15 protein-coding genes and 2 tRNA genes are annotated in these 24255 nt (G+C 56.5%); 9 read left to right on the plus strand and 8 right to left on the minus strand.

Going from position 1 to position 24255, the window contains the following annotated elements; all coding sequences use genetic code 11:
* Nucleotides 1–21: 21 nt before the first annotated feature.
* A complete protein-coding gene (locus PQR63_RS19275; protein ID WP_408169573.1) occupies nt 22–1488 on the plus strand; it encodes an efflux transporter outer membrane subunit in 1467 nt (488 codons plus the stop codon).
* Nucleotides 1489–1510: 22 nt separating this feature from the next.
* Here PQR63_RS19275 and pabB read toward each other — a convergent pair whose 3' ends face one another.
* Entirely contained in the window at nt 1511–3358 is a 1848-nt protein-coding gene (pabB, locus tag PQR63_RS19280; protein WP_408169574.1) for an aminodeoxychorismate synthase component I, read from the minus strand.
* A gap of 203 nt (nt 3359–3561) precedes the next feature.
* On the opposite strand from pabB, the gene PQR63_RS19285 reads away from it, so the two are divergent.
* From PQR63_RS19285 to PQR63_RS19295, 3 genes are read left to right on the plus strand one after another with little or no spacing between them, the layout of a single operon-like run.
* The gene (locus tag PQR63_RS19285; RefSeq protein ID WP_408169575.1) at nt 3562–4986 is read left to right on the plus strand and encodes a DHA2 family efflux MFS transporter permease subunit; all 1425 of its coding nucleotides are present in this window, start codon (nt 3562–3564) and stop codon (nt 4984–4986) included.
* Nucleotides 4987–5007: 21 nt separating this feature from the next.
* Nucleotides 5008–5898 (plus strand): DMT family transporter, encoded by an 891-nt coding sequence (locus PQR63_RS19290; RefSeq protein ID WP_408169588.1) that lies wholly within the window; start codon nt 5008–5010, stop codon nt 5896–5898.
* Between the two features lie 22 nt (nt 5899–5920).
* Nucleotides 5921–6907 carry a magnesium and cobalt transport protein CorA gene (locus tag PQR63_RS19295; protein ID WP_408169576.1) on the plus strand — a complete coding sequence of 329 codons (987 nt, stop codon included), beginning with the start codon at nt 5921–5923 and terminating at the stop codon, nt 6905–6907.
* Nucleotides 6908–7150: 243 nt separating this feature from the next.
* On the opposite strand, the gene PQR63_RS19300 is transcribed toward PQR63_RS19295, so the two are convergent.
* The gene (locus tag PQR63_RS19300) at nt 7151–11119 is read right to left on the minus strand and encodes a translocation/assembly module TamB domain-containing protein (protein ID WP_408169577.1); all 3969 of its coding nucleotides are present in this window, start codon (nt 11117–11119) and stop codon (nt 7151–7153) included.
* Nucleotides 11120–11161: 42 nt separating this feature from the next.
* Entirely contained in the window at nt 11162–12928 is a 1767-nt protein-coding gene (locus PQR63_RS19305) for an autotransporter assembly complex protein TamA (protein ID WP_408169578.1), read from the minus strand.
* Nucleotides 12929–13171: 243 nt separating this feature from the next.
* On the opposite strand from PQR63_RS19305, the gene PQR63_RS19310 reads away from it, so the two are divergent.
* Together PQR63_RS19310 and PQR63_RS19315 are read left to right on the plus strand one after the other, a co-directional pair.
* A complete protein-coding gene (locus PQR63_RS19310; RefSeq protein WP_408169579.1) occupies nt 13172–13987 on the plus strand; it encodes a ferredoxin--NADP reductase in 816 nt (271 codons plus the stop codon).
* A 656-nt stretch (nt 13988–14643) separates the two neighbouring features.
* Complete coding sequence (locus PQR63_RS19315; protein ID WP_408169580.1) at nt 14644–15312, plus strand: response regulator; 669 nt, start codon at nt 14644–14646, stop codon at nt 15310–15312.
* Nucleotides 15313–15617: 305 nt separating this feature from the next.
* Here the strand turns inward: PQR63_RS19315 and PQR63_RS19320 are convergent.
* The 4 genes from PQR63_RS19320 to PQR63_RS19335 form a co-directional block, all read right to left on the minus strand.
* Nucleotides 15618–15693 (minus strand) — tRNA-His (locus PQR63_RS19320).
* A 119-nt stretch (nt 15694–15812) separates the two neighbouring features.
* Nucleotides 15813–16685, minus strand: a complete 873-nt coding sequence (gene murI / locus PQR63_RS19325) for a glutamate racemase (RefSeq protein WP_408169581.1) — start codon at nt 16683–16685, stop codon at nt 15813–15815.
* A gap of 55 nt (nt 16686–16740) precedes the next feature.
* Nucleotides 16741–18285 (minus strand): fumarate hydratase, encoded by a 1545-nt coding sequence (locus PQR63_RS19330; protein WP_094564584.1) that lies wholly within the window; start codon nt 18283–18285, stop codon nt 16741–16743.
* Between the two features lie 44 nt (nt 18286–18329).
* Complete coding sequence (locus PQR63_RS19335; RefSeq protein ID WP_408169582.1) at nt 18330–18953, minus strand: YqhA family protein; 624 nt, start codon at nt 18951–18953, stop codon at nt 18330–18332.
* Between the two features lie 569 nt (nt 18954–19522).
* Between PQR63_RS19335 and acs the strand changes: the two genes are divergently transcribed.
* Complete coding sequence (gene acs, locus PQR63_RS19340; protein WP_408169583.1) at nt 19523–21505, plus strand: acetate--CoA ligase; 1983 nt, start codon at nt 19523–19525, stop codon at nt 21503–21505.
* Nucleotides 21506–21709: 204 nt separating this feature from the next.
* Nucleotides 21710–21800: transfer RNA gene (locus PQR63_RS19345), tRNA-Ser, on the plus strand.
* 73 nt (nt 21801–21873) lie between these two features.
* Here the strand turns inward: PQR63_RS19345 and PQR63_RS19350 are convergent.
* On the minus strand, nt 21874–22374 hold the full coding sequence (locus tag PQR63_RS19350; protein WP_408169584.1) for a hypothetical protein: 501 nt from the start codon (nt 22372–22374) through the stop codon (nt 21874–21876).
* Nucleotides 22375–23001: 627 nt separating this feature from the next.
* Here PQR63_RS19350 and PQR63_RS19355 point away from each other — a divergent pair.
* Nucleotides 23002–24090, plus strand: a complete 1089-nt coding sequence (locus PQR63_RS19355; RefSeq protein ID WP_408169585.1) for a hypothetical protein — start codon at nt 23002–23004, stop codon at nt 24088–24090.
* The last annotated feature ends 165 nt before the right edge of the window (nt 24091–24255 follow it).

Raw genomic sequence — 24255 nt, forward strand, 5'->3', positions numbered from 1 at the left:
GGCGCCTACGGAGAAATGAAAATGACACACGTAAAAATCAATCGCACCTTGACGAGGTTCTCGCTGGCTCCTGTTGTTCTGGCGCTAGCAGCATGTTCGGTCGGGCCCGACTATGTACGTCCGCAGATGGACGAAGCGCCTGCGGTCTTCAAGGAAGGCCAAAACTGGAAGCCGGCCCAGCCAAGTGAACTGACCACCGACGGCAAGTGGTGGGAAATGTTTGGCGATGCGCAGCTGAATGCATTGGTCGGACAGGTAGACATTTCGAATCAGAACCTGGCGCTGGCTGAAGCCAATTTTCGCAGCGCCATGGCGCTGGTGCAAACTTCGCGCGCAGCTTATTCGCCGACGCTGGATGCCACTGCGTCCGCCACGCGCAGCCGTTCAGGCAGCAGCTCCAGCAATTCTTCTTCGTCCAATAATGCAGGCGTGCGCAATTCCTATTCCTTTGCGCTGAACGCGTCATGGGAGGCCGATGTGTGGGGGCGGGTGCGGCGCGACGTCGAAGCCAGCCAGGCCAGTGCTCAGGCCAGTGCCGCCGATCTTGCTGCGACCCGTCTTTCAGCACAGGCCCAACTGGCACAGAACTATCTGCAATTGCGCGTGCTGGATGCCCAGCAAAAGCTTCTGGAAGAAACGGTGGAGGCGTATCAGCGCTCCTACCAGCTCACAAAAAATCAGTACGCCGTCGGCATGGTCGCCAAGTCCGACGTGATCCAGGCGCAGAGCCAGTTGAATTCGGCCCAGGCTTCAGCACTGGATAACGGTGTCTCGCGCGCTCAGATCGAGCACGCCATTGCGCTGCTGGTAGGCAAGACACCATCGACATTTACGTTGCCCAAGGCGCCATTGGAAGCCACCGCGCCGCCGATTCCACAAGGCTTGCCATCGATGTTGCTGGAGCGCCGTCCCGACGTGGCCGCTGCTGAACGTCGCGTGGCGGCCGCCAACGCCAAGATCGGTGTGGCCAAAGCGGCCTATTTCCCGAGCCTGACGCTGTCCGCTTCAGGCGGCTACCAGAGTTCGAGTTTCGCCGATTGGTTCTCGCTGCCGGGCCGCGTATGGTCGCTTGGCCCACAACTGGCACAATCAATTTTTGACGGCGGCTTGCGTCGCGCCGCAACGGATCAGGCGATCGCTTCGTACGACGGTACCGTGGCGGAATACAAGCAAGCCGTGTTGACCGCGTTTCAAGAAGTGGAAGACAACCTGGCCGCGCTGCGCATCCTGGAGCAAGAGGCCGCGGTTCAGAATGAAGGATTATTGGCTGCACGTCAGGCTGTGCAACTGGTGACGAATCAATACAAGGCCGGCACGGTCAGCTACGTCAACGTGATCACCGCACAAGCCACCGCGCTGTCGGCGGAACGCACGGCGCTGGATATCCTCAACCGGCGCATGGCGGCCAGTGTGTTGCTCGCCAAGGCGCTGGGAGGCGGCTGGAGCGATACCAGTCTGACCGACCTGCAACCGGTTGCGCGCAAGTAGGGCAAGGCGGTTAAGGTAAAACTCAGGCCTGCATGTCGGTCAACTGCGCGCGCAACATGCCGCGCAGCGCATTGCAGACAACGATCTCTTCTGCACGCGCCAACTCTGCGCGTGTGATGTTTGCTTCGCTTGCCGCCAGATCCGGATCTGCCAGCAGCACCTCGCGCATGATTCCCGGCAGCACGCCCGCCGACAGCGGAGGCGTCAGCCAGCGGCCATCCAGTTTCACAAAGATGCTGCTGCGTCCGCCCTCAGTCAGTTCGTCACGTTCATTGAAAAACAGCATGTCGAAGCCGCCGTGGCGTTCGGCGGTTTTCCATGCGTCGTCATAGATCGTACGTATCGACGTTTTGTGACGTAAGAACAGGTCATTGCTGGTGGTCTTGATCGGTGAGACGAATACCTTGAGCGGCTCCGTCAACGCTGACAATGTACCTTGTTGCAGGCATAGTGCGCCATCGCGATGCAAGTCGAGCCGCAAGCGATGCGGCATGGCGGACGGCAGTTTGGCGCAGGCTTCCTTGAGCGCGTTACGAATGGCGGCCTCGTCATACAGGAAATTGAAATAGCTCGCTGAACCTTGCAGGCGTTGCAGATGCCGATCGAGATGGCGACAGCCGTCTTCCTGCGTGGCGTAGATGGTTTCGAACAGGCTGAAATCGCTTTCCAGTCCGGTCAGGAAGCTTGCCTTCAGTTTGCACTCGGCATATTCGTCGGCAGCATTGCTGTCATACACGATGCCTGCGCCGACGCCCATTTCACCGCTGCGTACGCCGTCTTGCGGCGCCTGCAAGACAAGAGTGCGGATCGGTACCGACATGCAGAAGTCACCGATAGCAATGTCATCCGCAGCAGCGTCAAACCAGCCGATGGCCCCGGTGTACAGCCCGCGGGGTGTGCTTTCTAGTTCGCGGATGATTTGCATGGTGCGCCGCTTGGGCGCGCCGGTGATCGAGCCGCAAGGATAGAGCGCGGCGAATAGTTCTGCGAGCGTGGCGTCGGGATGCAACTGCGCCGTGATGGTCGAGGTCATTTGCAGCACCTCGCCAAAACGCTCGACGGCGAACAGATGCGGCACCGCCACTGATCCATTCACGGCGATTCTGCCGAGGTCGTTGCGCAGCAGATCGACGATCATCAGGTTTTCAGCGCGGTTCTTTTCGTCGTTCGAGAGGGCGTCTGCGCGGAGCGCATCGTCTTTTGCATCACCGCTGGCGCGGGCCGTGCCTTTCATCGGTTGCGCATGCAGCGTGCCGTGTTCATGACGTACGAACAGCTCCGGCGAGAACGACAATATGCAGCGCTGATCCGGTAGCCGGATGAAAGCACCATAAGGCACCGGCTGACGCGCGCGCAATTTGTTGTACAAAGCAGTCGGCGCACCGTATACGTCGAAGTGTAGCCGGTAGGTGTAGTTGACCTGATAGGTGTCGCCGGCGGCAATGTAGTCGCGGATGCGGGCGATGTCATGGGTAAATTGCCCTTCATCCACGCTGGCGCGGACGTTGGCGACGCCGCTGGCGCTCGCCACTTCAGCGTTGGCTTGCTCTTGCAGCCAGGTGTTGGTTTCTGCTGCGCTTAAGAATTCGCGTTGCCTGAATAGCAAGATCTCTGCCTGTGCCGGTTCAGCATTCTTGGCGGCTGGACGACGATCAATGCCATGCAGTCCTGCTCCCAGTTCGTAGTGCAGCAAGGAGACGGCGTACAAACCATCCTGGATTGCTTTTTCCATCTCGGCCAGCATTACCGGAAGCTCAGCGGTGCTACGGCAGCTCAGCGTAGAGTGATAGCCCGTATAGAGGCGCGAACGCGGTGTAGCGGCGCGCACATCGTTGTCATCGAGCAAAGCAAAGCAAGGGGACTGCATCATGGGACCAAAAGAGCAAAAAAACGGTGCAAATTCACAAGGGATGGCAAGTATGGCGCATTGCAGTCGGAGAGGGGATACCCGTCTGATCTGCGTGCCCGGCAGCATCATAGCTTAAACGGTATACTGCAGAGCAGTTCCCCGTATCCGGATCGGTCGTCCGGATAGCGGCAATCAAGACCCATTCTCCACTCTCATTTCGTCCGATGGCATTTCCGCGCACATTCACCATTCCTTTGATCGTTGCCTGCGCCTTGTTCATGGAGCAGATGGATTCCACCGTGATTTCCACTTCGCTGCCGGTGCTGGCGGTGGATATGGCGGTCGACCCGATTTCGCTCAAGCTGGCGCTGACGTCTTATCTGGTCAGCCTGGCGGTGTTCATTCCGATCAGCGGCTGGATGGCGGACCGTTTCGGGGCGCTGACAATTTTCCGCTCGGCGATCTGTGTGTTCATGATGGGCTCGATCCTCTGCGGCATTTCGCAGAATCTGCCGGAGTTTGTCGCGGCGCGGTTCTTTCAGGGTATCGGCGGCGCGATGATGGTGCCGGTAGGACGGCTGGTCATCCTGCGCAGCGTGGACAAGGCCAATCTGGTCAAGGCGCTCAGCTACCTGACGATTCCGGCGATGTTTGGTCCGGTGCTGGGGCCACCGTTGGGTGGTTTCATTACGACGTACTTTCACTGGCGCTGGATTTTTTTCATCAATATTCCAATTAGTATTCTTGGTCTGTATCTGGCTACGCGCTTCATTGAAAACAAGAAAGAAGCGCAGGTCGCACCGCTTGACTGGCCTGGCTTCATCTTGTCGGCGTTGGGATGTTCGTTACTGATGATGGGACTGGCGACTGCCGGACGCCATCTGGTGTCTGGCGGAATCTCGCTGGCGTGTGTGGTGATTGGTGTATTGTCGCTGGTGGTCTATGTGTGGCATGCGCGCCGTACCGAATATCCGCTGATCGATCTGAACTTGTTGAAGATCACGACCTTGCAGGCCGGTGTTGGTGGCGGTTCGCTGTTCCGTCTGGGGATTGGCGCGATTCCTTTTCTGCTGCCGCTGATGTTGCAGCTCGGGTTTGGTTTCACGGCTTTCCACTCCGGTTTGCTGACCTGCGCGTCGGCTGCGGGCGCCATGTTCATGAAGACGATCGCGGCGAAATTCCTCAAGCGCTATGGTTTCCGCCGCGTGATGATCGTCAACGGCACCTGCGGCGTGATTTCGCTGGCGGCTATTGGTTTGTTTACGCAGACCACGCCCTACGCGGTGATGCTGATCGTACTGCTGATCGGCGGCTGTTTCCGCTCCTTGCAATTCACCAGCCTCAATGCGATTTCCTACGCCGACGTCGATACGCACAAGCTGAGCCAGGCCACCAGCATCGCTAGCGTGGCGCAGCAGTTGTCGGTGGGGATGGGCGTGGTGCTGGGTGGTTTCGCCTTGCAAACTTCAAACCATTTGCAGGGTCATGCGACGCTGGTGGCGCAGGACTTCTGGCCTGCTTTCCTGACGGTCGCGGTGGCGGCTTCGTTTTCGATTCCGCTGCTAATGCGCTTACCTGCAAATGCCGGCGCTGAACTGGCAGGGCGCGCTTCTGAAGCTACCTCGGCTGCAAAGCCGACGTCAGCATAAATGGCGGAAAAAATTCTCGACATGCAACTCAAATACAGCGTCTTTCCTCTCGGAGCAGTACTGATCTGGGCCGGCAATACCGTCGTCAGCAAGATGTCGGCGGGCTTGATCGAACCGGCAGCGATTTCCTTTTATCGCTGGCTGCTGGCAGGTTTGATTCTGACGCCGTTTCTGCTGAAGCCGGTCTGGCGGCAACGCCGCGCGATACAGCCGCATCTGCCGAAAATCCTCGTACTGGCTTTGCTCGGCATGGTGCTGTATCAGAGCCTTGCCTATTTCGCCGCGGCGACATCGTCGGCGACTAGCATGGGCATGATTGCTTCGCTGATGCCGTTGCTGACTCTGCTGTTGAGCAGCCTGTTTTTGCGTGAGCCGCCGACCTGGGGCACGTTGATAGGCGGTGTACTGTCTCTGCTGGGCCTGATGATCCTGATCGGCAAAGGCCATCCGATGCAGTTGTTTGAACACGGCGTGGTATTCGGCGACATCCTCATGTTGCTGGCGACCGCGGCGTATGCGCTATACGGCGTGTTGCTGCGCAAATGGGCGTTGCCGATTGCCTCATGGCATCTTCTGTATCTGCAGATATGGATTGCAGTGGTGCTGTTGTTTCCGCCATTCCTGTTGGCACCGTATTCGCCGGTGACGGCGGCCAATCTGCCGTTGCTGTTGTATGCAGCGATTGCTGCATCGATCATTTCGCAGATTCTATGGATGAACGGGGTCGCGCATATGGGTGCCAGCCACGCCACCGTATTCATGAACTTGTTCCCCATTTTTACCGTCATAATCGCAGTGGTGGCTCTGGGCGAGTCTGTGCATTCGTATCATGCAATCGGCGGCGGCATTACGCTGGTTGGCGTGTTGCTGGCGCAAATGCTGAAACAACGAATCGTCCGTCCGGCCGTCTGATCGACACTAAAAAAGGTAAAACATGATCGACGCAAACATGATCGTCAACTGCACGGCCTACAGAAAAGGCAAGAAGCTGCGTGAGATCACGCTCGATGAAATCAGCGACGTACTGGCGGAAGACGGCACCTTCGTCTGGCTGGGCTTGCTGGAGCCAAACGTCGAGCTGATGAACAAGATCAAGGAAGAATTTCATCTTCACGAGCTGGCAGTGGAAGACGCTTACGCCGCTCATCAGCGCCCCAAGATCGAGGAGTACGGCGACACCCTGTTCGTGGTGCTGCACACTGCGCAATTGGCCGACGGTGAGGTGCAGTTCGGTGAAACCCACATCCTGACCGGACCGCGCTTTGTGGTCACGGTACGCCACGGTGCCTCGCGCAGTTATGCCAAGGTGCGCGAGCATTGCGAGATGCTGCCCGAGCGTCTGGGACGCGGCCCCAGCTTCGTGCTGTACGCCATCATGGACTTCGTGGTCGATAACTATCGTCCGATCATGGATGATCTGGAAGCCAAATTTACCCAGTACGAAGCGCAACTGTTCGATCCGACCGCCAATACCGGCAAAGCCTATCTGCAAGAACTCTACCAATTAAAGCGTCAACTGATCCGGTTGCGCTCGGCGGCGTCGCCGCTGCTGGATGTCTGTACCCAGCTGCTGCGCTTTCACGAGGGGCTGATCACCAAGGAAGGCAAAGTCTACTTCCGCGACATCTATGACCACGTGGTGCGCTTTATCGACACCGGCGATCGCCTGCGCGAAATGGTGGAATCGGCGGTGCAGATCAATCTGGCTCAGGTCACCATCCATCAGAATGAAATCGTGCAGACGTTGGCCGGCTGGGGTGCAATCCTGGCTATCCCGACCATGGTCTTCAGCCTGTACGGCATGAACTTCGCCAACATGCCGGGCTTGTCCTGGCAATGGAGCTTTCCGGTGGTGCTGGCAGGTATCTTTACCTGCTGTTCGCTGCTGTGGCGTCGGTTGCGCAGGGCAGGGTGGCTGTAGTTGGCAGGCTTGGGAACACGATCCTGATGGCGGGATGATGATAAAAAAAGGGCGGATGTTCCCGCTAATGCCGTTCAGTTAAGCTCAATCAGGTTCAGTTTTTGAAGCTAAAAGAGCCGTAAAACCAAGAAAAACGCCGCTTCGAATTACTTCGCAGCGGCGTTTTTTGTCTTAACTGAACGGCATTAGGATGTTCCCGCCCTTTTTTACGCCTGCACATTCATCTCCTCAGTTCATCTTGCTTCAGTCGAAGCGGCGGTTGTACAGAATATTCAGACCGTTGATCGTGCCCGTACGCGCCACCACCGACCAGCGGCGTGACAACTGCCACGTTGCCTTGGCGATGCTGGCGGCGCCGGTCAGGCTTTGCTCGTAGCCGACCGAGAGCTTTTCCGAAATCGCCTTGCCGAGATTGACGACTTGTTCATCGGAGAGTCCCGACTCGCTGGCGCCGATGGAGAACTGGTCGAGACCGATGTCCTTGGCGATCTTCTTGCCGCCGAAATTGCCGACGAAGGCGAGCGCCTGGCTGCTGGCGCTGCGCTGGCCTAGGCCGGAGCTGTCGCTGCCATGGCCGAACATCATCCAGGACAGCTTTTCATCGTCAGGGACATTCGGTTCCGACACTAGGCGTACGCGCGGCTGGTTGGCGTTGCCGGTGACTTCAACACCGGCCTCGACGTCCTGATTGCGGCGCATCGCAAGGATGTTCAGATTGGGATTGCTGATCGGTCCCTGGAAGTTGATGATGCCGCGCTCGATGTTGAGCTTGGTGCCGAAGGCTTCGTAGGTGCCTTCTGCGACGTTGATGGTGCCGGTGGCACGCAAAGGCATCAAAGGCTCGCTACGCACCGTCATGTCGCCGCGCAGGCGCAGGTCGGCGCCGCTGCCGTTAAAGCGGAAGTTGTTGCCCAGATCGACTTGAATATTCATCACCGGGGCGAAACGTCCGGCAGGTTTTTCGGTGGCGGCGGTCAGCTTTTCTTTCGATGTTGCTGCTGCGCCGGCTTTAGTCTTGCCATCTTTCCGCACAATCACGACGTCATCGCCGAGTTTGGGCGCGCTGCTTTTGGGGAGATCGAACAAGGCCTTGTCGACCACGAATTTGCCGTCGATACGCAATTGTTCATTGACGTTGGCAAGCTTGGCCTGACCCGACAGCATCAGTTGCCGGTCGGGGCTGGCGAACAGTTGCAGACGATCAGCGACTATGGTGGCGTTGAGATCGGGATCGGACGCGCCCAGCTGAACCTTGCCGGTTGCGCGCAAAGTGCCTTCGCCACCATGGAACTCAATCTGACGCAGGTCAATGACATTGTCGTCCATCACGATGCGGGCGATGCCATCCTTGAGCTGGATACCCTGATCGAATAGTGTCACCGCGAGATTGTCGCCATTGATGGCGCCCGACAGGCGCGGCTTTCCAACCGTACCGCCGGCGTTCACCTCCATGGCCAGTTTTCCATTGAGGCTGTATTGGGGACCGAGTAGCGCGCCGATGGTTTTGACATCGGGGACGTTAAGTCGGGCTTGTGCCTTGAGTGGTGAATCGGCTAGCAGTGCGAGGATGCCATCCTGCCTGACGAGGCCGGCCTGGCCGTTGGCTTCCAGCGTGCCGATGCGGCTGGCAGCCATACGTCCGTCGAACTTTGCTTCCTGCCCCGCGAGGTCGACGCGCAGTTGCAGCGCCGACAGTCCCAGTGCCACCAATGCGCTGCCGGTATTGACCGAGACATCGCCACTCTTGCGCGCGATCTGCAGGTAGCCGCTGGCGGTTTCCGCCAGACCAAAATTCCAGTCGGCATCGAACACGAGATCGGTCTTGAGCGGCGGCGGTGTGCCGGTCATTTCCTGCGCCAGTTCCAGAAGCCGACCGACATCGATGGCCTTGGCGTTGCCTTCGGAACGGATGCGGCCCTGCTGATAACTAAGGCTGCGCAGATCGATGGCCATCTTGTCGATATTGAGCCGCGTCGCACCGGCGATCAGCGTATCGGGCGCGAGCGTCAGGCTCAGCGGCGAGGCCAGGGCGATGCGCGGCAAGCCCTGATTGTCCAGCTTGTCGATGACGCCATTCCAGCCGTAACCGGTTTTGTCTTCGGTGACTTTGCCGTGGGCATTGAACTGCAGCGCCAGCGTCTGATCTTTGACCCGGCCGTCGGCTTGCAGCGCAAGCTGATGGCTGCCATAGGTACCGGACAAGTTCAGTTTCAACTGTTTGAGCACGGCATCAGGGCCGTTGTAGCCTTCGCCGTTCAGCGTCAATTGCAGTTTGTTGTTGGCTGATGCGGCACCGCCCGCCAGATCTGTTTGCAGATCGGTTTGTCCGTCGAGCTTGGTCAGATGATGCGGGCCAAACGCCAACTGCTCGCCGCTGTAAGTCGCGCGCAGGTTCGGTCGCTGCATGGTGCCGGTGACCTGGCCGTCCAGCTTCAGCAGACCGGAGATGCCGAATCCCAATCGTGCTAATTGAGGTGCATTGACATGTACGTCGAGACGGTCGGACGGTGCGCCGAAAGCGCCTTTGAGTTGCAGCTGATTGCCTGCTACCAGCAAATCGACGGTGCTGGGCAGCAGGCGCTTGCCGGCCAGTTGTACCTTGCCATTGCCACTCATCGGCAGATTGTCGTAGCTACTGTCGTGGATATTGAAGGCGAGCTTCGCTTGCAGTTCAGGCGACAGCGAACCGCTGGTGTCGAAATCCATATTGATGCGTGCCGAGATTGATCTGCTGCCGGTGTTGGCCTGCACGGTACCGGTACGCATCCACAGGGATGGATCGAAGTTGCTGAGCTTGCCCTTGAATGCATAGTCCATCGCGCCGACCGTGCCCAATGTGCCGGCCAGTTCCAGGCGGGCTTTGGCGGCTGTCAGCTGGACTTGATTCAGCGTGACTTTGTCGGCGGTGATGGTGGTGTCGGCCTGGACGTTGTAGACGGCATCTTGCAGCTTGAGCACGATGTCTTGCGTGTCGGGTTTTAACTGCACGGTGAGTGGGCCGCGCAGCGCAGTCGGTTTAAGCTCGCCATGGATGGCGTGCAAGTCAAGGTCGGCAATCTGGAAGTCAAAACTGCCGGCCTTGTCCGCCGGACGGAATTGCCCTTTGCCGGTGATACGGGCCTTGCTGAGAAGAGCGATATGCAGGTCCGACAACTGTTGGCTCTCCACACCAAGATCGACATTGGCCTTGGCGGACGTCAACGGCAAACGTTGCTGATCGATACTGCCGGGGATGGCGTTGTTGATCGTCACATCGCCCGCTACGCGCAAATTGTCGGCGCTAGCACCAGCGACCGGCGCCAGATTGGCTTGCAGACGTAAATCCGCCTTGGGTGCACCCGAGCTGAAGGTTTGCGGATTGACATGCTGGAGATCGATCCTGGCCTTCTTCAGCGGGACGGCCGCGAAAGGCGTGGCAACAATGTCTGCGGAACCGTTGAGCTTGTCACCGCTGGCGGTCAGGGCAATGCCGAGTTCTTCAAGGGAGCCGGACAGTTGCGCCGCCAGCTGGAATTTCTCTTGCAGTTTTTCCTGCTGATACAGACCTGCCAGTTCCAGACCGCCGCTGGTGGCAAAGGGTCGTTTTCCGTTCAGATGCAGCAGGGCCGTAGCCTGGCCGAAAGCGGTGGTCAGTTTGTCCAGCACCAGCGTATGTTGCACGCCGTCGGACGTGCCATGCAATTGCAGGCCGCTGAGTTCGGTGATGGACGTGCCTGTTTGCAGGTGCAGCTGTTGCAGCGAGATATCGTTCAGATCCAGTGCCAGCGGCAAGCTCAGCGATGACGGCAAGACAGTCGGCGTTGGCGGTGTGGGCTGCTTGTTGATGTCGACCGTGCCGACATGCAGATAAGACACCGTCAGCCTGCGTTGGCGCAATGACAGGCGCCAGCTGGATTCGATGCGATCAATGTCCAGTTGCATGGTCGCATCGCGATAGCGCAGGTCGCGCAGGCGTATGCCTTCAGCCAGATTGCCGCCAACAAGTTTGCCCGACAACTTGCCTTGCATCGCCCATACGGCAATCTGCCATGCATTGCGGGTGCCGCTGTCGGTACCGGCCAGCCAGACCATTGCCGCCGTCAGCGCGAGCAATAGTGCAAAGACACCGGCCAGCAGCCAGCGCCCGACATGCCTGCTTTTGCGCGGGGCGGAAGCCGGCGGTTGCTGGTCGTCGCCAGAGTCAGACGCGGTGGATGGTGTTGGTGCGGTCATGCGTACGTCGTATCGATTCGAAAGTAAATTCAGGAGTAAAAATTAAAACGCGATGCCAAGCGAAATGTGCGGACGGATTTGTTTCTTTTGTACGCCGTAAGCCAGATCGAGGTTGAGCGAGCCGACCGGGCTACGCCAGCGTGCACCGGCTCCGACGCCGTTATAAAAGGTCTTGTTGTTCCAGTTGTCGGCGGCGGCGCCGACATCGTAGAACACCGCAGCACCCCATTTTTCCGTGAACCAGCGCTGATATTCGGCGCTGCCCGTCACCAGATATTTGGTCGGATAGACCGTGCCGTTTTGTTCATTGCCGATGCTGTCGTAGCTGTAACCGCGCACAGACTCATTGCCACCTGCGCGAAACAACAGCGATGCCGGGACTTGGGATGCCGCGCCTTTGGTGAAGACGCCGCCCAGCTCAGTGCGGAAGATGATCAGATCGCGTTTGGCGACCGGCAGATATTGTTTGAAGCGGCCGTAGATGCGGCCAAAGGTCTGATCAGTGATCACGCCCTTCAGCGCAAAACCGGTTTCTATCGTCAGCAGATTGCCATGACGCGGAAAGATAGGATCGTCGACATTGCGGCGCGCCCATGAAAATCCCGGCACCAGCGCCTGATGCTTGCCCTGCGAAATGACGGTGTTGCTTGGCAGGGTGGCGCCATTCTCTTGTTGCAGTTCGTCGCGGTAATAGGTCAGTGTATAAGCGGTGTCATACAGTTCACCGGTGCGCGCGCGTTTGATCCCGGCACGAAGGCTGCGCAAGTCGACGCCTTCCAACCGGGTGCGTTCCATCGAGGTGTTGACGCTGTTGACGAAGTTCTTACTGTCAGGCGGCATGGCCAGATTGAGCAAGCCGTACTGGCGTTTTTGTTCCAGCCGCAATTGACTGTCGAAGACGTAGGCCTTGTTGAAAACGTTGTAGTGCGTATAACGGCCTTCGACTTGCGCACCCGTATCGGTGGCGTAACCGACACCCGTGCGGATACGCTGCGTGGGGAATTCGGTGACTTGCACCTTGACCGGTGTCATGTCGGGATTCTCGGGATCGTTGTCGATGCCGACGATGGCGTTACTGAAGTAGGGCGTATTCTGGATCTGTCGCTGCAGCGACAGCAGGCGATTGACGTCGTATTCTTCGCCGATATTGAGCGGATTGACGTTACGGATGATGCTTTCCGGATAGCGTTTGGTGCCGGTAATCTGCAATGGCCCCAGCGTGAAGCGGGGGCCACTGTCGTATTGCACCGTCAGGTCGGCCTGCTGATCATCGGGATCAACGCTGGCTTGCGACTCGGCGATGCGGGCGGCGGCGTATTTGTGCTGCTGCAGTTTTTCCAGCCCCTGATTTTTGGCAGTATCCCAGTCTTCCTGGCGGAACGGCGCGCCGGCCGGCAAAGACCAGTTCTTCCGGATATCGGCAATGCGCGCAGGATCTTGTTGCACGGCAGCACCCGTTGCGGTGATGTCGACCGCATTGATCTTTGTCTGCGGCCCGGCCTCTACCTGCAATTTGATGTGTTTGGTGCTTTTCTCATCCTGAGATTGCTCCACCTTGATCGTCGTCTTGGGAGTGAAGTAACCCTCCGTCGATGCCAGTTGCACGACCTGGTCATTGACGGTATCAAGCAAGAACTGCAGCTGTTCGTCGCTCAGGTCTGCGCGATCCTGGTAGCGCACCAGATCGAGATATTCCTTGAGCATTTTTTGCAGCGGCGCGGGAGCATCAATGTCGACTTTATATGCGGCATGCGCAGATCCGGCCGCACACGACAAAACAGCAATGGCTAATCGACAAGTCCATTTCATTGGGGTGTTCGTAAATTCTGAAATCGTAGTAATCAAAGCACTCAGATGAAAGTGCAGTTAGGATGTTGTTTGTTCTATTGAACTAGGCCCTGCCGGGCATAAATAGTTCCCGGACAATCCAGTGGTCGGGCAAGCCAAAATTTGTCGTTATTGTATCCGGCAAACTGAAGAATCGAGTCCGAAACACGCGATTTGCCGTGATTTTCAGAACTTTCTCTAATACGAACATGAAGGAGCAGGGTAGTGAACGAGCAAGCAGCGGCAACCGACAAGGCAACGCAGGAAAGTTTGATATCGGTTCACCGCTGGACCGATAAATTGCTGACCTTCAGGACCACACGTCCGGCCGGTTATCGCTTCACGCCTGGGCAGTTTGCCCGCCTGGGATTGCAGGTCAATGGCGAGATGGTATGGCGCGCGTATTCAATTACTTCAGCCGAAACCGAAGATCAGTTGGAGTATTACGCGATCATCGTCCCCGACGGCCTGTTCACCTCGGCGCTGGACAGGTTGCAGCCGGGCGACCCGGTGTGGGTGGAAAAACTCAGCTATGGATTCATGACGCCGGATCGCTTTACCGACGGCGAGGACTTCTGGATGCTGGCAACCGGAACCGGGTTGGGGCCGTATATTTCAATTCTGCAACAGCGCGAGGTGTGGCAGCAGTTCCGCAATCTGATTCTGGTGCATTGCGTGCGCCATGAAAATGAGCTGACCTATCAGGAAAAATTTGAGACCTTGCGCGCCGACGCAGCCGCACAAGACTTGCCCGCGCAATTGCACGTGATCACGATGACGACGCGAGACAATGCAGTCGACTCTGCAGACCTGGCTTACCCGGCTGCCGCAGATCGTCTGTATGGCCGCATCACGACAGCCTTGCGTGACGGTACTCTTGAGAAAAAACTTGGAATAGGCATTACTGCGGCATCGTCGCGCCTCATGGTGTGTGGAAATCCTGAGATGATCACTGAGGTACGCGAGCTCTTGAAAGAGCGTGGTCTGGGGCCTTGCCGGCGTGCCGGTGGCGGTCAGTTCATTACCGAGGATTATTGGTGATAACGTCGAATAAATTCGATCGTCTTGACCGAATTCATTGGATTGACCAGATTAATTAGGGGCGATGTAGGCGACAAGTCACATCGCCATTTTTTTTGCGCGTTGCTTTCTGAGATTTTCGTGAGGGCGAAGGCTTGGCGGTGATCGCGGAATACTCGACATTCTTCTTGGTACGTCCTTCGTGCACGGCGAGTGATCGCTTCAATCAATAGCGACGTATATCCACATTGCGCCCGACGAATGTGTCATTAAAAAACAAAATCAAATCACATCGCTTTCGGCATTCAATTTCATTTTTCAGCTATTGGCTTCTCCCAAAGACTTGGGGACGATAAGAAAAATTATTATAAAAATAAGAATTTTCCTAAAGATCTTTGAGGCACTCCCTTCCTATACTGCCCCCCGTGATGAATTTGTTTGCGAATAATTTTCGAACATCATTGTTGCCCTGCGTTTTCGCTTTTTTGATGAAAAAATATTTCTGATGTGCTGCCGTATGACAACGCCGCGGACATCGACTTCAAGGAAAAGAAATGCCGGGAACCAAGCGCTTGAGAACCACTGTTGAAGCATTGTTTTTTGAGTGGCGCACCGCGGATGTACGAGATGAGTATGGTCGGAGTAACTAAACACTTGAATCGATAAGAGGAGAAAACATGAGTTTGATTTTGAATAAAGTTTTGCAAATCGCCATTGCCGACGACCACCCGGTCGTACTGAATGCATTAAAAAATGAACTGGGCCGCCTGCCGGAATTTCGCATTGTCCTGATGGCGCAGACCGGTGAAAAATTGCTGGAGTCATTGCAGCGCACGCCATGCGAAGTCGTCATCACCGACTTCGCCATGCCGACCGACGACAAAGATGAGTCGGATGGTTTTGTGCTCATCAAGCGTATCCGCAATGACTATCCATCGACCAAGCTGATCGTCTACACGGCAATGAGCAACAGCGCGGTGGTGAAGCGTTTGTACCGCATGGGTGTATTTTCAGTGATCAGCAAGAAAGAAAAAGCGGAAGAGTTGATCAACGCTTGCATGGCGACGCAAACCAGCAAACAGGTTTACTTTCCGGTTTCCTTGCGCGGTGAGCTGGAGATGAGTTGGGCGCAAGGCGACGCCTTCACGCAAAACAAGGAGTTGACAATGAGCGAGCTGGAAGTGGTGCGCTTGTTTGTCGGCGGCAGTTCGTTGAGTGATATCTGCGAGCGCTTGTCGCGCACGCCGAGCACCGTCAGCACCCACAAAAACAATGCCATGCGCAAGTTGGGCCTGGGAACGGATGCTGATTTGATCAAGTACGCGTATGCGACCGGAATGATCTGAACGCGTTGATGCATATTGATGCTTGTCGTGATGAGGCCTGCCCATGACAAAATGGGCAGGCCTTTTTGCATGGAGATTGACGAGCTTGCGCGTGCTTCCATATCGTGCGTGATTTCGTTTGATTGAGGCACGAGAAGTCACACGGAAAGATAAGTGTGATTTGCAGGAAAGTCGGAGAGGGCGCAGAGAGATAAAAAGACAGGCCCGGAAAGCAAAAAAGACCGTATCCGGTCTTTGATTTCTTTGGCTATTTTTTCTTGCCTGAGATGTTGACGCCTTCGATGTTCTAAGCGCCTTTGCAGTGTTGGGGTGGCTGACGGGGCTCGAACCCGCGACAACAGGAATCACAATCCTGGACTCTACCAACTGAGCTACAGCCACCACTGCATAACCTGGGACCAAATTTCGTCTCAGATCAGTGAAGCAAAAGATTATACAAAACTACTGGCATTATGGCAAATGAATTAGTCACTCTATTTCACTGGCCATCGATAAATCGCTTACTGCGGCGTTTTTCCGGCGATCTGGATGATATCTGGTCTCATTTTCAACAGTTTAGAAAAAACATTTTCCAGCGTGGCCGCGCTGGCAGTCGTGTAGGCCGTCATTTCACCCTGCGCGAGGGCTGTATTGCAAAGCAATGACCGCTCTTCCAGCAGACGTTGCAGATGGCGTGTCACGGCTTCGCCGGTATCGATGATGATGGGTGTCGTCAAACCGGCATGGTGTGCCGCCGATTCAATCAGCGTGCGGACAAAAGGATAGTGTGTGCAACCGAGCACCAAGGTGTCGGCGCCTTGCGCGATGAGCGGGGCGACGTACTGATCGACGAGTCGGGCGGTGGTTGCGGCAAGCAATTCACCTTTTTCGATCTGATCGACGAGTCCGACACAGGCTTGCGATAAAAAGCGTGCGCCGGTATTGGTCGCGACTTGTTCGCGGAGCTGGACAAAACGCTTGCTCGACAAGGTACTGCGGGTGGCAAGCACGCCGATGATCTTGCTTTTGCTTTGCGCTGCGGCCGGCTTGAGTCCTGGCTCGATACCAATCACGATCAGTTGTGGCCAGTGTTCGCGGATGGCCTGGATGGCAGCCGCAGTGGCCGTATTGCAGGCGACGACCAGCGCCTTGATGCCAGCCTCGATCAGAAAGCCGGCGACCGCCAGCGAGCGGTCCACAATCTGCTGTTCGTTTTTGTCACCGTAGGGCGCATAACCGGAGTCGGCGAAATACAGCAGTTTTTCTTGCGGCAAAGCGATGCGAACGTGACGTAGTACCGACAAACCACCGATGCCGGAATCGAAAATGCCGATGGGCGCATCGGCGGCCATCGGCATCGGTGTTGCATGTGATTGCAAAGCTGTACCGTCCATCAGAGAGTGATCGCCATTCCGATACCCGGCAGCAGCTTTGCTGGTTGCAGCAGTATCATGCAGTCGTGACAGGAATCTTGCTCAGCGAAACACTGGCAGCAATCTTTTCCTTCCACTCGGCAGGCCCGGTGTTGTGCACCGAGATACCGTTGGCGTCAACCGCCACCGTGACGGGCATGTCCTTGACGTCGAACTCGTAAATCGCTTCCATGCCCAGATCCGCAAAGCCCAGCACCTTGGCCGACTTGATTGCCTTGGACACCAGATACGCCGAGCCGCCGACTGCCATCAGATAAGCCGACTTGTGCTTCTTGATCGCTTCGATGGCGGCAGGGCCGCGTTCCGACTTGCCGATCATGGAGATCAGGCCGGTTTGTTCCAGCATCATGTCGGTGAACTTGTCCATGCGCGTCGCGGTTGTCGGACCGGCAGGGCCAACGACTTCATCGCGTACCGGATCAACCGGGCCGACGTAGTAGATCACGCGGTTGGTGAAGTCGACCGGCAGCTTCTCGCCTTTGGCCAGCATTTCCTGGATACGCTTGTGCGCGGCATCGCGGCCGGTCAGCATCTTGCCGTTCAACAGCAAGGTTTGACCCGGTTTCCACGAAGCGACTTCTTCCTTGGTCAGTGTGTCGAGGTTGACGCTCTTCGACTTCTCGGTGTCAGGAACCCAGTGCACTTCCGGCCATTCGGACAGCGAGGGCGGATCCATGTAGGCCGGGCCGGAGCCGTCCAGCACGAAGTGGCCGTGGCGGGTTGCCGCGCAGTTCGGAATCATCGCGACCGGCTTGGAAGCCGCGTGCGTTGGATACATCGCAATCTTGACGTCGAGTACGGTCGTCAGGCCACCCAGGCCTTGTGCGCCGATGCCGAGCGCATTGACCTTGTCGCACAGTTCGATGCGCAGTTCTTCGGTCTTGTTTTGCGGGCCGCGTTGCTTCAGTTCGTACATGTCGATGTCGTCCATCAGCACTTCCTTGGCCATCAGCATGGCCTTTTCAGCAGTGCCGCCGATACCGATGCCCAGCATGCCCGGAGGACACCAGCCGGCGCCCATCGTCGGCACGGTCTTGAGAACCCAGTCCACCAGCGAGTCGGAAGGATTCAGCATGACGAACTTGGTCTTGTTCTCTGAGCCGCCGCCTTTGGCAGCGATACGCACGTCGACGGTATTGCCCGGCACCAGTTCCATGTGGATCACGGCAGGGGTGTTGTCCTTGGTGTTCTTGCGGTCGAATTGCGGATCGGCCACGATGGACGCGCGCAGCACGTTGTCTGGATGGCTATAGCCCTGGCGCACGCCTTCGTTGACCGCGTCGGCGATGGAGCCGCTGCCGAAACCTTCAAAGCGCACACCCATGCCGATTCGCAGGAACACGTTGACGATGCCGGTATCCTGGCAGATCGGGCGCTTGCCTTCGGCGCACATGCGCGAATTGGTCAGGATCTGGGCGATGGAATCCTTGGCGGCCGGATTTTGCTCCAGCTCATAGGCACGCGCCAGATGCTGGATGTAATCCACCGGATGGTAATAGCTGATGTATTGCAGCGCGGCGGCTACGGATTCGATGAGATCGTCTTGCTTGATGATGGTCATGGCTGGTTCTCTCGGGTTGAATGAATAATGCAGAAAGAGGGTTGTCAGTGCGGGTCAGTCGACCCCGGCGGCTCTTGTGGATGGCTCATGAGCCGGTCGCAGTAAGCGATCGCCATGGCGGACAACAGAAAGGTAATGTGGATGCCGGTCTGCGCCAGCAAGGTCTTGACGTCGTACAGGTTGGCGTTGATGAAGGTCTTGAGCAGATGGATGGACGAAATGCCGATGATCGCTGTCGCCAGCTTCACCTTCAGCACAGATGCATTTACGTGCGACAGCCACTCGGGCTGGTCGGGATGGCTTTCCAGATTCATGCGCGAGACGAAGGTCTCGTAGCCGCCGACGATCACCATGATCAGCAGATTGGAAATCATCACCACGTCGATCAGCGCCAGCACCACCAGCATGATGGTTTGCTCATTGAGCTTTTCGGGGCGCAGCGCGCCTTCGATGGCGACGGCATCGAGGATATGTTCCAGCGATGCGGCATTGCCCATCGCCGCGCCGATCAGATCGCTCAGCTCGACCCAGAAGTGGTAGACGTAGACGCATTGCGCCAGGATCAGGCCAAGATACAAAGGCAGTTGCAGCCACCGGCTCATGAAAATCAGATTGGGCAGGATGCCGATCTTTTTCTTACCGGAAGCAGCGGGACGGGTGTCTTTCATGGGCGCGAATCTTAAAAGTCGTAGAGTTGAAACCGGAGATTTCTGCAAGGCGCGATCTGGGCAACGAGTTGTTCAATCGTTGCCGCCATGTAAGCGGTACTCGGTCGATACCTTGTCTGGCGCGCCGTCGCAAGCTGCGGACGAATTCAGGGCGCTATTTTACACTCCCTTGCCGCTCTCTTGGCGGCGGAGCGGGATTCCAACCGCATCGCTGTCGATCTTGCCGTCAAATGCGATAATGCAGGCGGGCAATATTGCAAGACGGACGCAAGGCCGGCGCAACTCAGAGTTATCGCAAACTTCACCGTAGCATTGTGGTCAGACCTTTCGATGCGCTTGAATTCTGCAGCGAACATCGCACAGACGCCGGTTCCAGCGGATCATCAATCCGGAAGGTGTAAGGACTGAGTAAGTGAAAACGCCTATGTTTTGCAAAACGCAAAAGTGAGAAGTGAAGCGCCGCGCAAAAACAGATCGGTTTTTATGAAACATAAAAACCGGTGTTCGCGGCACGCAAAACTAACCGGCTTTTGCCAAAAGCAAAAATCATCAATCGCAGGAGACTAATCGTGGCAGATATTCAAACCTTCAAGCAGGAAAACCGTGTATTCGCTCCACCGGCAGAATTCGTAAAAAATGCCACCGTATCCGGCATGGATGCCTATAACGCCTTATGCGCCGAAGCAGAGCGCGACTATGAAGGCTTCTGGGCCCGGCTGGCGCGTGAGAATCTGCAATGGAAAAAGCCCTTCAGCAAAACCCTGAACGAGTCCAACGCGCCGTTCTACAAATGGTTTGAAGATGGCCAGATCAACGTCTCGTACAACTGCCTCGACGTCAATCTTGAAAACGGCAATGCCGACAAGACCGCCGTCATCTTCGAATCCGACGACGCCAAAGTCACGCGCGTCACCTATCGCGAACTGCACAAGAAAGTCTGTCACTTCGCCAACGGACTGAAATCGCTCGGCGTCAAGAAAGGCGACCGCGTCGTCATCTACATGCCGATGTCGGTCGAAGGCGTCGCCGCCATGCAAGCCTGCGCCCGCATCGGTGCCACGCATTCGGTGGTGTTCGGCGGCTTCTCCGCCAAGTCACTGCAAGAGCGCGTTATTGATGCCGGCGCAGTGGCCGTCATCACCGCCGACTATCAAGTGCGCGGGGGCAAGCAACTGCCATTGAAATCGATCGTCGACGAAGCGATCGCCATGGGCGGTTGCGACACGCTCAAAAACGTCGTCGTCTACAAGCGCGCCGGCGCCGACATCAACTGGGTCGAAGGCCGCGATCTGTGGCTGCACGACGTTGTCGCCAATCAGTCCGACATCTGCGAGCCGGAATGGGTCGACGCCGAACATCCGCTCTTCATTCTTTATACGTCCGGCTCCACCGGCAAACCGAAGGGCGTGCAACATGCGTCCGGCGGCTATCTGCTGTGGGCCGTGCTGACGATGAAGTGGACCTTCGACATCAAGCCGAACGACATCTACTGGTGTACCGCCGACATCGGCTGGATCACCGGCCACACCTACATCGCCTACGGCCCGCTGGCTGTCGGCGCAACACAAATCGTGTTTGAAGGTGTACCGACCTATCCAAACGCCGGCCGTTTTTGGGACATGGTCCAACGCCACAAGGCCACCATTTTCTACACTGCACCGACCGCGATCCGCTCGCTGATCAAGGCCGCCGACGCCGACGAAAAAATCCATCCCAAGCAATACGATCTGTCGTCGCTGCGCTTGCTGGGTTCAGTCGGCGAGCCGATCAATCCCGAAGCCTGGATGTGGTACTACAAGAACATCGGCAATGAAAAATGCCCGATCGTCGACACCTTCTGGCAGACAGAAACCGGCGGCCACATGATCTCGCCGCTGCCGGGCGCGACGCTGCAAGTGCCTGGCTCCTGCACGCTGCCGCTGCCGGGCATCACCGCCGCCATCGTCGACGAAACCGGTAACGATTTGCCCAACGGCACCGGCGGCATTCTGGTCGTCAAGCGTCCGTGGCCATCCATGATCCGCACCATCTGGAACGATCCCGAGCGTTTCAAGAAGAGCTATTTCCCTGAAGAGTTCGGCGGCAAAGTCTACCTCGCCGGCGACGGCGCAATCCGCAACAAGGACACCGGCAACTTCACGATCACCGGCCGTATCGACGACGTGCTCAACGTATCCGGTCACCGTATGGGTACGATGGAAATCGAATCCGCACTGGTCGCCAATCCTATCGTTGCCGAAGCCGCCGTGGTCGGCAAACCGGACGAAACTACCGGCGAATCGATTTGCGCCTTCGTCGTCCTGAAGCGCCCACGTCCGACCGGCGACGAAGCCAAAGCCATTGCCAAGGAACTGCGCGACTGGGTCGCCAAGGAAATCGGCCCCATCGCCAAACCAAAGGAAATCCGTTTCGGCGACAACCTGCCCAAGACCCGCTCCGGCAAGATCATGCGCCGCCTGCTACGTGTGCTTGCCAAGGGCGAGGACATCACCCAGGACATCTCGACACTGGAAAATCCAGCTATTTTGGATCAGTTGAAAGAAGCGCAATAAAGCGGTCAGTAGCTGATCGGCAGGGCAGGCGGGCAGCGCATCAGGCCCGCTGACTGTCCGGCGATCAGTAGCAATCAGGCAGCAATAATGGCGGTGCAGCAATGCGTCGCCATTATTTTTTAGTGGTTGAGGGGAGAAAACCATCTCATTTTCTGAAAAATGTTGCTATAATCAGCGGCTTCGCTAAAAACGAAGCCAAATTCCGGAGAGATGGATGAGTGGTTGAAGTCGCACGCCTGGAAAGCGTGTATAGGTTAATAGCCTATCGGGGGTTCGAATCCCCCTCTCTCCGCCAGAACATAGAAAAGCCTCCAACATGGAGGCTTTTTCATTTGTGCTATTAGTCGCAGACCGTCAGGTCAATCACGTCATTCGAAAGTGACTTGCGCCGCAAACAACGCCTGATCGTCGAGCGTGGCTTTGCAGAGTCGGCCGACTTCCACAGTCTCCATCATGATCACCATCGCTTTAGCCTCTGCTTCAGATAGCTTGGGCATGTTCTTCTGCATGGCGGCGACACGCTCCGGCGCGACGTCAGTTGGCCCTTCATTTTGTGGCGTACAGACCAGGTTCAATTTTCTACTTTGATAGGCGACTGAAACACCTTTGGTGGTCTCGTCGTCGATGCCCTTGAGCACCTGTTTGCCATCGATTTTTACCAGATACGTGTCATGGGAAAAATTTCCCTGAGCGACGCACAATTCGACCTTGGCCGCAGCGTCGCCGATCTGGCTGCTTCCTGACTGGCAGATGGTTTTTCCCGCCTTTGGGGCGATATTGAATTGCGCAGTTTCAGCGCTGATGGCCAGCGTGGTCGTCATCAGAACCGAAACGGCCGCAAGGCCTGTGAAAAATTGTCGGTATTGCATTCCCATTCCTTATAAATTTTATGTAGTAGCCATCGCAACCAGGTAGGCGATGACATTGTTGTTGCATTGTTTTGCGGCAACAATGCGGACGCATGTTACAAGCCGAGATCGAACCTGCGCATCCGAATGTCAGGACGGCAGGACACTGAGTAAGTGCAGATCTTGCGCTTGCGCCATCTCCTGCCGGTTTTGATGTAACGGCTCATGTCACCAGTTTTACACCAACCGCAATTAGCCTTTCGACAATGATTGTTTGATACTATTGCAGCGCTATCTCGATCTGCGATTGGTAAAACTTGAAAATTTCTCATGGGGCGCATTGAAAAATACGTTGAGTCGATTCGTGGAACTGCGACAAGGTAGTCTTCAAACAGCAATCCCTGCGCTCAATATTCTTGTGGCCGCTGATCTTCGATCATGAAATCGAAGGGGGCCACTATGCCAATCATTTGGGCGTGGATGTATGGCCAGCAGCAAGAGCGGATCTTTCCTGCTTCAAATCAGAATACGTAGCCATCAACAGGCCCAAAACTGCCACTTGGTAAGTGAGCAGTTGGCCAGAACGACTGATCGGGATCAGTCATACTTTTTAGGGGCGGGGAAATGGATTTTAAGACGTGGCGCGAATTGGCGCCGGAAAAGAAGAAATTCGTCATCGGGATGGCGGTGGTTGTTGCAGTGGCGTATCTGATTTGCATTCTGCTTAGCGTGCAGGTTCTGCGGGATAACCGCGTGACAGCGGAGCTGAACCATCAGGCGCGCATGTCAAGCCTGGGAAAAGAGCAGGGCGATTCCTCGTCGGGGCTTGCATCTGCCGGCAGCGATATTCCTACCGTCTCGGTGGGTACTTATGTGGATGGGATTGACACATTCTCTATCAGGGATTCGAGCTGGAGCGGGACGTTTTATGTCTGGTTCAGATGGAAAGGTGAAAAATCGCTCGACCCGGGCAGTAAGCTCGTCGTCGTCGATGGCAATATCACCAAGAAAGAACTGCTCGAGGAATACCATGGCGAGGATGGTACGCACTATCAGCGGCTCAGAGTCTCCGCCAAATTCCTGAAATTCTTCGATACCATGCGGGTTCCGCTTGAGGACCACATGCTCAATATTTATCTTGAAGACGGCGCGCGCGACAGCACCAAGTTGCGTTACGTGGCGGATGCCAGCTCCAATGTCAGCTCGCGGGTACAGATTTCCGGTTACAAGATTACCGGCAAATCCAGTGTCGTCAAACCGCATGCGTACCGCTCGTCCTATGGCGATCCACGTGTGGACGCGAAGACCGAAAAGGTATTTACGCAATATATCGCTGGCATCAATATCGCGCGCTCAAGCGCGGGCGTCTACAACAAGATTTTCCTGTCGCTGTTTGCGGCGCTTGCTTTGGCCTTGTGCAGTTTTTACGTGAAAGCATCTGACGTGGGGCCGCGGTTTTCGTTGCCGTCAGCAGCGTATTTCGGTGCTGTCGCCAATTCCTACGTGGCCAATTCCATCCTGCCGCCTTCGGGTTCGTTCGGGTTGGTCGATTATGTGGCAGCGTTCGGTCTGGCCACGATCGCACTGTCCCTGATCCTGGCGCTGCTGTCCAACTTCATCATGGTCAAGAAAGAAGACAAGGCGCTTTCCTATGCGCTTGACCGAGTGATGTTCTGGGTCTTGTTAGTCTCTTGTATCCTGGCGAACATCGCTATCCCCTGGGCTGCGCGTGGTTGAGATATATTCCTTCCCGTAAGCTCCGGCTAGCGGGAAGTTAAAACTTCTTCGTCTCGGGAGCCGGGTTTGAAAGTGCTTATCACGACGAAGTGATGATCTTGCTATCCGTCTTCCGAAATGTCGCGAAGGTGCGCGATGCACCAGCAAACAAAAAGGCTCCCGATC

It is taken from the genome of Herbaspirillum rhizosphaerae (genome assembly GCF_046025915.1).
Classification (GTDB): domain Bacteria; phylum Pseudomonadota; class Gammaproteobacteria; order Burkholderiales; family Burkholderiaceae_D; genus Herbaspirillum; species Herbaspirillum rhizosphaerae_A.

What these genes read in the sequence shown, in the direction of transcription:
- PQR63_RS19275 (WP_408169573.1), top strand. Translation starts at nt 22, where the DNA reads ATGACACACGTAAAAATCAATCGCACCTTGACGAGGTTCTCGCTGGCT.
- pabB (WP_408169574.1), bottom strand. Translation starts at nt 3,358, where the DNA reads ATGATGCAGTCCCCTTGCTTTGCTTTGCTCGATGACAACGATGTGCGC.
- PQR63_RS19285 (WP_408169575.1), top strand. Translation starts at nt 3,562, where the DNA reads ATGGCATTTCCGCGCACATTCACCATTCCTTTGATCGTTGCCTGCGCC.
- PQR63_RS19290 (WP_408169588.1), top strand. Translation starts at nt 5,008, where the DNA reads ATGCAACTCAAATACAGCGTCTTTCCTCTCGGAGCAGTACTGATCTGG.
- PQR63_RS19295 (WP_408169576.1), top strand. Translation starts at nt 5,921, where the DNA reads ATGATCGACGCAAACATGATCGTCAACTGCACGGCCTACAGAAAAGGC.
- PQR63_RS19300 (WP_408169577.1), bottom strand. Translation starts at nt 11,119, where the DNA reads ATGACCGCACCAACACCATCCACCGCGTCTGACTCTGGCGACGACCAG.
- PQR63_RS19305 (WP_408169578.1), bottom strand. Translation starts at nt 12,928, where the DNA reads ATGAAATGGACTTGTCGATTAGCCATTGCTGTTTTGTCGTGTGCGGCC.
- PQR63_RS19315 (WP_408169580.1), top strand. Translation starts at nt 14,644, where the DNA reads ATGAGTTTGATTTTGAATAAAGTTTTGCAAATCGCCATTGCCGACGAC.
- murI (WP_408169581.1), bottom strand. Translation starts at nt 16,685, where the DNA reads ATGGACGGTACAGCTTTGCAATCACATGCAACACCGATGCCGATGGCC.
- PQR63_RS19330 (WP_094564584.1), bottom strand. Translation starts at nt 18,285, where the DNA reads ATGACCATCATCAAGCAAGACGATCTCATCGAATCCGTAGCCGCCGCG.
- PQR63_RS19335 (WP_408169582.1), bottom strand. Translation starts at nt 18,953, where the DNA reads ATGAAAGACACCCGTCCCGCTGCTTCCGGTAAGAAAAAGATCGGCATC.
- PQR63_RS19350 (WP_408169584.1), bottom strand. Translation starts at nt 22,374, where the DNA reads ATGCAATACCGACAATTTTTCACAGGCCTTGCGGCCGTTTCGGTTCTG.